An 8,566-nucleotide genomic window follows, 5' to 3' on the forward strand; every position below is an offset into this window, starting at 1 on the left:
GAAGTTCACGACGACCTCGGCGCGGCCGGTGGCGCCGCCGGTGCGGGTGATGCCGAGCTTATAGGTGGAGTCCTCGTCCATCGTCACCTGGGCGACGTCGAAGTCCAGCATGCCGGCGTCGTTGTTGTTGAGCACGGCCGCCGCATCCAGGCCGATGGCGCCCTTGTCGCCGCCCACGACCTCGATCTTCACGGTGTGCTGGCCGGCTGCAAGGGTGTCGGAGGCGTAGAGCACGGCGCTCGTCACGCGCTTGGCGGAGCGGGTGTCGATCTCGATGGGCTGGCCGTTATCGATGGTGATCTTGGCCTTGCCGTGGTTGGGGTCGAGGGTGCCCAGCAGCATGAACTTGGTGCCGTCGAAGCTGAACGTGGCGGTGGCGCCGGCGTTGCCGGTCCACATGCTGGTGCCCTCGATGAAGTCGGCCTTCTTCTCTTGGTTCCAGCCGCTCGAGGTGGTCATCTTCGTGTTGTCGATGGTGAGCATGCCCTCGGGGATGGGCGTGGGCTTCTCGAACGCCTTGGAGGTCCTGTAGGCGCCGACCTCGGAGATCTGCGCGATCTTGCCATCGAGGGTTACGAGGTCGATCTTGATGGCGGTCGCGTTCACGAGCGCGCCGCGCACGAGGCGCTTGGAGCCCACGGTGCCGCCCTTGCCGTACTCGTTCCAGGTGCCGGAGGCGTCCTTGTAGGAGACGGTGAAGCTCTTGATGCGCTGGCCGTTCTGGATGGCCTCCTCGAAGGAGACGACGTTGAGCGTGCGGGCCTCGGGGAACTCGATGAGCAGCGACTGCGTACCCTCCGCGGACTTGGCGCTCCAGAAGGTATCGTCCTTGCCGTCGAGAACCTTGCCCGGCCCGTACGCGGCCGCGTCCTCCCAGACGCTGGTGGCCTTGGCGGTGGCGGCTTCGCGGCCTTCGCCCGTGCGCGTGAGGTCGTCGGCGAAGGTCTGGGCCACGTTGCTGCCGAAGTCGAGCGTGCGCTGCTTGATCTCGTCGTCGACCGTGCCCTTGTCGTTAGGCGGAACGTTGAGGAGCAGCGGTGCGCCATGGCCGACCGAGTTGAAGTACATGTTGCTGAGCTCGACGAGGGACTTGGGGGTCTTCATGTTGTCGTGCCAGAACCAGCCGGCGGTGATGCGGGCGTCCGCCTCGGGCATGATCCACTGCTCGCCGTCGGGCGCGCCCACGCTTACCTCGGCACCCACGCTGGAGTCCTGCTGGATGTTCTTATCCCACGGCACCTCGGCGGAGCTGGGGTTCCAGTTGGCGTTCATCTTCACGCGGTTCCAGGCCGTGTCGCCGGCAAGGCCGTTCTCGTTGCCGACCCAGCGCACCTCGGACTGCTTGCCGCATTGGAAGAGGACGCAGTCGTTGCCCTCGAGCTCCTTGATGGTCTTGGCGAAGCGTTCGAAATCGTAATCCTGGGCGTCCGCGCCCGTGCCCTTGGCGCCGTCCATCCAAACCTCGACGAACTTGCCCTTGTTGCCGTACTTCTGGTTGCCCAGGATCTCGCGGAGCTGGCTGTCGTAGAAGGCGTTGTAGTTATCCTTGTTGCCGTCGGAGTTGCCATAGGTGGGCTCGTGGATATCCCAGGGGGAGAGGTAGAGGCCCATGTCGACGTCGTACTTCGAGCAGGCGGCGGAGAGCTCGGCCAGGATGTCGATCTTGGACGTGGTGCTGCCCATGTCGTAGTCGGTGGACGGGCTGTCCCAGATGCAGAAGCCGTCGTGGTGCTTGGCGGTGACGATCAGGCGCTTGAAGCCGGCCTCCTTGATCATCTCGACATAGCCGTCCGCATCGAACGAGGTCAGGCGGTTCATGTATTCGGTAGCCGTCGGCCTGCCCTTGCCGTAGTCGGTGCCCCATTCCACGCCCGAGAACGTGTTGGGTCCGAAGTGGCAGAATGCCGCCAGCTCTTCTTTGGCGTACTTGTACTGGCCGCCGTTGGGCTTTACGGCGTCTTGCTCCGGGGCCGTGGCGACGGTGCCGCCGAGCTGGCTATCGCCAACCCATGTTTCTGCATAAGCGGCTACGGGCAGCGCGAGCGACGAGCAGAGTCCGGCCATGACGGCGAGTCGCGCAAGGTTGCTACGGTGCATGTTCCTCCCATCCGTTGCTGTCGGATAACCGACAGGGGCTTGATGTGCGCGGGCGCCGGTAGACGATGGTTCCGCGCATAGAGCAGCATTGTGATTGAGGGGGTACCGAACTGTTACAGGCGGTCGGTGGGCGCGTTGAATTCTAACCTGAATGGTGGGTTGTTTTTGCAGCGGGTCCTTTCGTGTAAAACGTATCGAGCGATGCCGCCTCGCGTGGGAAACGCCTTCGAGCGGGCGCGGGCGGCCTGTTCTCGGCTGGCGGGGTCCGCGGTGGTCGCGGTGGCGCTCCGGTGCGGCTGATACACTGGTGAGGGTATCGGACGGGCGCGGGCGATGGACTTCGCCCCGGCACCTGCGTTTGCGGGGCGCGTCCGGCCGGGGAGCGCCCGACGGCCGGGCGCTATCGTCGAAGCGGAGCGGAAGGGGTGTGCATGGAGCGGTTCGCGCACTATATGTATGTGCTCGCATGCGGTGATGGCAGCTATTACACGGGCTATACCACCGACGTCGACGCGCGCGTGGCGGCGCATGCCGCGGGACGGGGCGCGCGGTACACGCGTGCCCATGGACCGGTGCGCCTGCTGGCTTCGGCGCGCTTCTATTCGAAAGCGCGGGCGATGCGCGCCGAAGCGCTCTTCAAGCGCCTGTCGCGCGAAGCCAAGGAGGCGCTGCTCGCTGCGGCCGCCGCGGAGTCCCTCGAGTGCGTGCTCGAGCGCTCCTTGCCCGGTTTCGGCGGCGAAGACGCCGTCGAGTTCGTCTGCCGCAGGCTTTCCCAGGAAGCCGATCCCTCGTACCGGGCCTTCATGGCGCCGCTCGTCCCCACGGTGGATGCAGGGCGTTTGGTTGGCGTGCGCACGCCGGCTGTACGCGCGATCGCGAAGGAGGCCGCCTGCCGCGATGATGCGCCGACGTTTCTGCGTGCGCTGCCGCATCGGTTGTTCGAAGAGAACCAGGTACATGCGTTTATGCTGGGACGGATGCGCGACTACGATGCCGCCCTGCCGCTGTACGAGCGGTTCTTGCCGCACGTGGACAACTGGGCGACCTGCGACCAGCTGCCGGTGCGCGTGTTGGCTGCCGATCCGTCGCGTACGTTGGAACGGGTATCGTGGTGGCTCGCGTCGGGCAGGTGCTATACCATACGGTTTGGTATCGGCGTGCTTATGCGGTTGTTTTTGGACGAGCGTTTCGAGCCGCGATTCTTGCAGATGGTCGCCGACGCGCGCATGCCCGAGGCTCCCGTGCGGCCGGAGGCGGAATCGGACGCGTATTACGTCGACATGATGCGCGCATGGTATTTCGCCGAGGCGCTGGCCAAGCAACGGGAGACGGCGTTGCCGTATCTCGAGGCTCGCGGCGAGGCGGCGCTGCTGGACGAGTGGACGCGCAGGCGGGCTATCCAGAAGGCGGTGGAAAGCAGGCGTATCGCGCCCGATTTGAAAGACCATCTCCGAACGTGTCGATAGGGCGGCGCGGGCGCATGGGGAGTCGAGCAGCGGCTCCGGGGATGCGCGGGCGTCGCGATAGGGAAAGGAAACAATGGTGAACGAGGATTTCGAGAAGATCATGGAGGCCGCGCGCCAGCAGTTGACCGATGGCGATGCGCCCGCGCCGCGAGCGATGGCCGAGGCCGAGCGCTGCCTGTCGAGGGGCGATGCCAAGGCGGCCGTCGAGCTGCTGCTGCCGTTGTGCGAGCAGCTGTTCGAGGTCGGGAAGCACGCGGTCGAGGACGACGAGGCCCAGCCGACGTACTTCGACCTGGATAACATCGTCGAGCAGGTGCTGCTGGTCGATACGATGAAGCCCGAACGCGAGCTCAGGCCGACGCTCCTGCCGTTCGTGCACACCTACGCGCTCTGCGCGTTCGCCCTGCATGCCGAGGGCCGCTACGAGGAGGCTGCCATCTGGCTGCAGCGCGCGCTCGTGTGGAATCCCGTGCAGCCGCATCTGTACTTCGAGATCTCCGAGGCCTTCAAGAAGATGGGCCGGTTCGACCAGGCCGACGCTTGGATCGACCGCGCGTACGTGGTGTGCGCCGACCCGCTGGCGCTGGCGCGCTGGTATCGCGCCAAGAGCTTCTGCGCGGTGGAGCGCGAGGAGTATGAGCTGGCGGCGGCCGAGCTGCTGTTCAGCACCGCGTTCGAGCAGTCGCCGGCGGTGACGTCGGAGCTCGAGTACCTCAAGACCGAGCGCGGGCAGGACTTCACCGACATGGATCGCGAGACCGTGGTCCGCACGCTGCAGGAGCATCACCTGCCGCTTGGTCCCAATGAGGCCGCGCTGCAGGCGCTTGCCACCTCGGTCGCCATCGCGCGCGAGAACGGTGATCTGCCCACGGCCCGCGAGTGCGCCCTGCGCCTGTATGGCCTGACGGGCGACGACTCCGCCAAGGAACTCTACGACTCGCTGGTCGAGGAGTAGGGTTCGGTAGCCTTACGGCTGCGTTTTGCATACAGCTACCCGACGGGGCGAGGCGGCGGATTGCCGTCTCGCCCCGTCGTCCGTGTCTGGTATACACTGTCGAGGTGCAAAGATGTGCCGCCGTGTGCGCGGTGCTGGTGAGGGGGGCGTTATGAAGATCACCGTTGTCGCCGTGGGCAAGCTCAAGGAGCGCTTTTGGACGGATGCGTGCGCGGAGTACGCCAAGCGCTTGCAGGTGTTCGCAACGGTGAAGCTCGTCGAGGTGCCCGATCGCGATCCGGCGAAGTTCGGCGGTGAGGACAGCGCGCGTGCGCTGGAAGGCAAGGGCGTGCTGGCGGCGATCCCCGAGCGCTCGCATGTCATCCTGTTGGACATCGGAGGTACGGAGCGCTCGAGCGAGCAGATCGCCGAGCGCCTCGATGGGCTGATGACGCGCGGCACGAGCAACATCACGTTCGTTATCGGCGGATCGTGCGGGGTATCGCAGGACGTGCGCGCCCGCGCCGACGAGCGCCTGTCGTTCGGGCGCATCACGCTGCCGCACAACCTCGCGCGCGTGGTGCTGCTCGAGCAGGTCTACCGAGCCTTCAAGATCATGCGCGGCGAGCCGTATCATAAGTAGGCGGCGGGGCGCTGCGAAGCGCGTTTGCCGTTGCGCGCGGTCGTGCGTCGCGTTCAGGTGGGCGCGCGAGGATGCGGCCGGCTTTTCCCGACGTTGCTCGGCTGCGCGTTTCGTTAACTGTCCACTGCGCGGTACTCCCTTTCGCCTTTTCCGACCTACCATGATCGCATCGCAAGGAGAAGGGGAAGCCATGAGTTCGTTTAAGCGCTATATCCATGTTGAACGCCTCGATTCCGATGAGTGCGCTGGCTTGCTGGAGAACGATGGCATCTATGTGACCGCAAAGGTGGATGGATCGAACGGCAGCGTCTGGTGGGACGGCGACGCGCATCGCCTTGCCTGCGCATCGCGCAATAACGTACTTGACCTCGATGCGGACAACGCGGGGTTCTGCGCCTGGTGCGCGACGCCTGGCGAGGAGCGCGATCGCTTGATGGCGTTTTGCGAAGGGCGCCCCAATCTGGTGGTGTTCGGAGAGTGGATGGGGCAACGCGTCTTCACCGGTGCGTTCAAGGGCTATGATGCGCGCGCTTTGGACACGCTCGTGATCTTCGATGTGTTCGACAGGGAGCTCGACGAGTACCTGCCCGATGCGTGCTGGCGCCCGATGCTTGCGAAGGCCGGGTTGGAGCGTTGGTTCGTTCGAGTGCTGGCGGTCCTCGACCATCCAACGGTCGACGACGTGGTGCGCATCGGCAAGGAGAATGATTTCCTGCTCGAGGGAACGGGCGTGGTCGGAGAGGGCATCGTGTGCAAGGCTCCCGGTTGGCGCAACGCATATGGGCGTCAGGCGTACGGCAAGATCGTGCTCGACGAGTTCAAGTGCCAGCGCAAGCTGTCGCGCAAGTCGATCGATGTGGAGCGCGAGATCGTGCTGCAATACATGACCGATGCCGAGATGGCGAAGAGCGTGGCGAAGGTATGCCGTGCTTGCTCGGTGGATGCGTTCGACACGACGAGCCGCAAGATGGTGGGCATGCTGCAGAGCATGTGTTGGCGAGACCTGCTCGACGAATGCGCCAACTGGGTCAAGAAATATAAGAAGCCTACGGTGAATTTCGGACAGCTCTCGGGTGCGTGCAATGCTCGCGTTGCAGACTACGTGAGCGAACACTGCGGCTAACGTGAAGCTGCGGTGCGGCGATGGCGGCCGTCGGCTTGCATAGGACGGCTGCCCGCCGCGTGGTGCGGACGGGATCGGAACGCCGTGGGCTGGTTGCCCGATGCGGGTTGCGACCTGTCCGCACCTGGTGCGGGCGCGACTTGTTCGCGCTATGACGTAAAGGAGTTGCATGCAGGATGTTGGAAATATCGGGATCATATGAGACCGCCGTCGCGTTCGCGAGCGTTATCGAGGACGAGGCAATCGAGCAGGTGCGCGCGATGTGCGACCAGCCTTTCGCGCAGGGCGCCCATGTGCGCATCATGCCGGACGTCCATGCGGGAAAGGGCTGCACCATCGGCACCACGATGCACGTGACCGATAAGATCGTGCCCAACATCGTGGGCGTCGATATCGGGTGCGGTATGTACGTGGTCGAGCTGGGCGCCGATCCGCTCGATCTGGCCCGGCTCGACGACGTGTGCCACCACATCCCGTATGGCGCGCGCGTATGGGACTGCCGCAAGGAGAAGTTCGACCTCGAGCAGCTGCGTGCATACCGCCAGCTCAAGGATGTGAAGCGCATCCATAGGAGCCTGGGTACGCTGGGCGGCGGCAATCATTTCATCGAGGTGGATGTTGCGCCGGACGGTACCCAGTATCTGGTCATCCATAGCGGAAGCCGCAACCTGGGCACGCAGATCGCCACGTATTACCAACGGCTGGCAATCGAGCTGCACCAGGGTAAGGAGGAGTACTTCGAGCGCAGGGACGCGCTCATCGCCGAGTACAAGGCCCAGGGCCGCCGCTCCGAGATCCACGAGGCGCTGAAAGAGCTGGCATGGAGCGCTCGCGAGCCCGATGCGCCGGAGGACCTCTGCTGGCTCTACGGTTCGTATGTGGACGATTACCTGCACGATGTCGCTGTATGCCAGGCGTATGCCGCGCGCAATCGAGAGGTGATGGCCGAGATCATCCTTTCGGGCTTGGGCCGCGAGGCTGCCAGCGCGTTCCACACCGTCCACAATTACATCGATGTGGACGAGATGGTGCTGCGCAAGGGCGCGATCGCCGCGCATGCCGGCGAGCTGGTGCTCATTCCCATCAACATGCGCGACGGCAGCATCTTGGCGCGCGGCCTCGGCAACGCCGAGTGGAATGAGAGCGCGCCCCACGGGGCGGGCCGCCTGATGTCGCGCACGGCCGCTCGCGAGCGACTGAGCGTGTCGGAATTCGCACGCCAGATGAAGGGCGTCTACACCACCTGCGTAAGCGAGCGCACGCTCGACGAGGCGCCCATGGCGTACAAGTCGATCGACGATATCCTGGGCAACCTGGACGAGACGGTCGAGGTCGTCGACATCCTCAAGCCCGTGTTCAACTTCAAGGCCATGTAATACGGGGTTTGATAAGGCGGCCGCAGGACAGTGGTTTTCCGGCATGCTGTGTCGGCGATTTCACCGCTGCGGCCCTCGCGTTGTTTAGTATGAAGCCCAGAGCGTTCGAAGCAAGCCCAACGGCTCCGGACGCTCTAGATGGATGGTTTTAGAAATCGCCGGGAATTCAGGCACGTGACCCCGCCCCTTATTCCTCGCCGGCGCGGATGCGGCGATGGTGCTCCTGCACGGCGATGCGCGCAGCCCGCTGGCCTTCGATTGCCTGCTCGAGCTGGCGGCCGTAGTAGGTGAGGCCGTCGTCGATGAGCGTGTAGTAGCCAAGCTCGGCTTCGGTGTACAGCGAGAGCGCGGCCTCGGGGTTGGGTTCGAGCCTGCCCTCGATGCCGTGCAGGAGGTAGTCGGCCATGTGGTGCGCGGCGCGCGCCGTGAGGGGCGGCTCGCCGGCATGCTTGTATGCGTTGACGTACATGCACCAGGCGGTGAACTCGCTTTTGCGCACGCCCCTGCCGCTGGCGTAGAGGTCGCCGAGCTTCCAGTAGCCCTCGGGGTTATTCGCCATAAGGGCGCCGAAGGCATAGCATTCGTACGCGCGGGCGTAATCGCGATTCGTGCCGCGACCGTAGTAGTACATGTAGCCGAGGTTGATGGCCGACTGCGCATCCCCGCGCGCCTTGCCGAGCTCGTAGAGATCGATAGCGATGGCGTAGTCTTCGGGCGACCCGACGTTCGGCGCGTCGTGGTAGAAGTTCGCAAGGTTGCAGCAGCAGCCGGCGTGCCCGCAGGCCACGCCGTGTTCGTACATGCGCATGATGAATTCGCGCAGCAGGGGGTCGTCCTTAAGGCGCTCGTATGCCGGCGGGTTGCCGAAGAAGCTTTCGCACATCTCGTCGAAGTCTTCTTCTATGGCGTTGACGAAGGCCAGGTAGA

General features: G+C 64.7%; 7 protein-coding genes. 5 read left to right on the plus strand and 2 right to left on the minus strand.

Annotated elements, in window-relative coordinates; genetic code table 11:
- Positions 1 to 2,097: alpha-L-fucosidase (locus tag I2E26_RS03855; RefSeq protein ID WP_195419675.1), on the minus strand; the 2,097-nt coding region annotated here is incomplete at its 3' end.
- 431 nt (positions 2,098 to 2,528) lie between these two features.
- Between I2E26_RS03855 and I2E26_RS03860 the strand changes: the two genes are divergently transcribed.
- The 5 genes from I2E26_RS03860 to I2E26_RS03880 all read left to right on the plus strand — a co-directional run bounded on the left by I2E26_RS03860 (position 2,529) and on the right by I2E26_RS03880 (position 7,639).
- Positions 2,529 to 3,563, plus strand: a complete 1,035-nt coding sequence (locus tag I2E26_RS03860) for a DNA alkylation repair protein (RefSeq protein WP_195419676.1) — start codon at positions 2,529 to 2,531, stop codon at positions 3,561 to 3,563.
- A 76-nt stretch (positions 3,564 to 3,639) separates the two neighbouring features.
- On the plus strand, positions 3,640 to 4,518 hold the full coding sequence (locus I2E26_RS03865) for a hypothetical protein (RefSeq protein WP_195419677.1): 879 nt from the start codon (positions 3,640 to 3,642) through the stop codon (positions 4,516 to 4,518).
- 151 nt (positions 4,519 to 4,669) lie between these two features.
- Positions 4,670 to 5,140 (plus strand): 23S rRNA (pseudouridine(1915)-N(3))-methyltransferase RlmH, encoded by a 471-nt coding sequence (gene rlmH / locus I2E26_RS03870; RefSeq protein WP_195419678.1) that lies wholly within the window; start codon positions 4,670 to 4,672, stop codon positions 5,138 to 5,140.
- Positions 5,141 to 5,330: 190 nt separating this feature from the next.
- A complete protein-coding gene (locus I2E26_RS03875; RefSeq protein WP_195419679.1) occupies positions 5,331 to 6,263 on the plus strand; it encodes an RNA ligase family protein in 933 nt (310 codons plus the stop codon).
- Positions 6,264 to 6,439: 176 nt separating this feature from the next.
- Positions 6,440 to 7,639, plus strand: coding sequence for an RtcB family protein (locus tag I2E26_RS03880; RefSeq protein ID WP_147588555.1), 1,200 nt, complete (start codon positions 6,440 to 6,442; stop codon positions 7,637 to 7,639).
- Positions 7,640 to 7,826: 187 nt separating this feature from the next.
- Here I2E26_RS03880 and I2E26_RS03885 read toward each other — a convergent pair.
- Positions 7,827 to 8,566 (minus strand): tetratricopeptide repeat protein (locus tag I2E26_RS03885; protein ID WP_195419680.1); only part of this gene is annotated, 740 nt, incomplete at its 5' end.

Source organism: Collinsella sp. D33t1_170424_A12 (assembly GCF_015554865.1).
Taxonomy (GTDB): domain Bacteria; phylum Actinomycetota; class Coriobacteriia; order Coriobacteriales; family Coriobacteriaceae; genus Collinsella.

What these genes read in the sequence shown, in the direction of transcription:
- I2E26_RS03860 (WP_195419676.1), top strand. Translation starts at nt 2,529, where the DNA reads ATGGAGCGGTTCGCGCACTATATGTATGTGCTCGCATGCGGTGATGGC.
- I2E26_RS03875 (WP_195419679.1), top strand. Translation starts at nt 5,331, where the DNA reads ATGAGTTCGTTTAAGCGCTATATCCATGTTGAACGCCTCGATTCCGAT.
- I2E26_RS03880 (WP_147588555.1), top strand. Translation starts at nt 6,440, where the DNA reads ATGTTGGAAATATCGGGATCATATGAGACCGCCGTCGCGTTCGCGAGC.
- rlmH (WP_195419678.1), top strand. Translation starts at nt 4,670, where the DNA reads ATGAAGATCACCGTTGTCGCCGTGGGCAAGCTCAAGGAGCGCTTTTGG.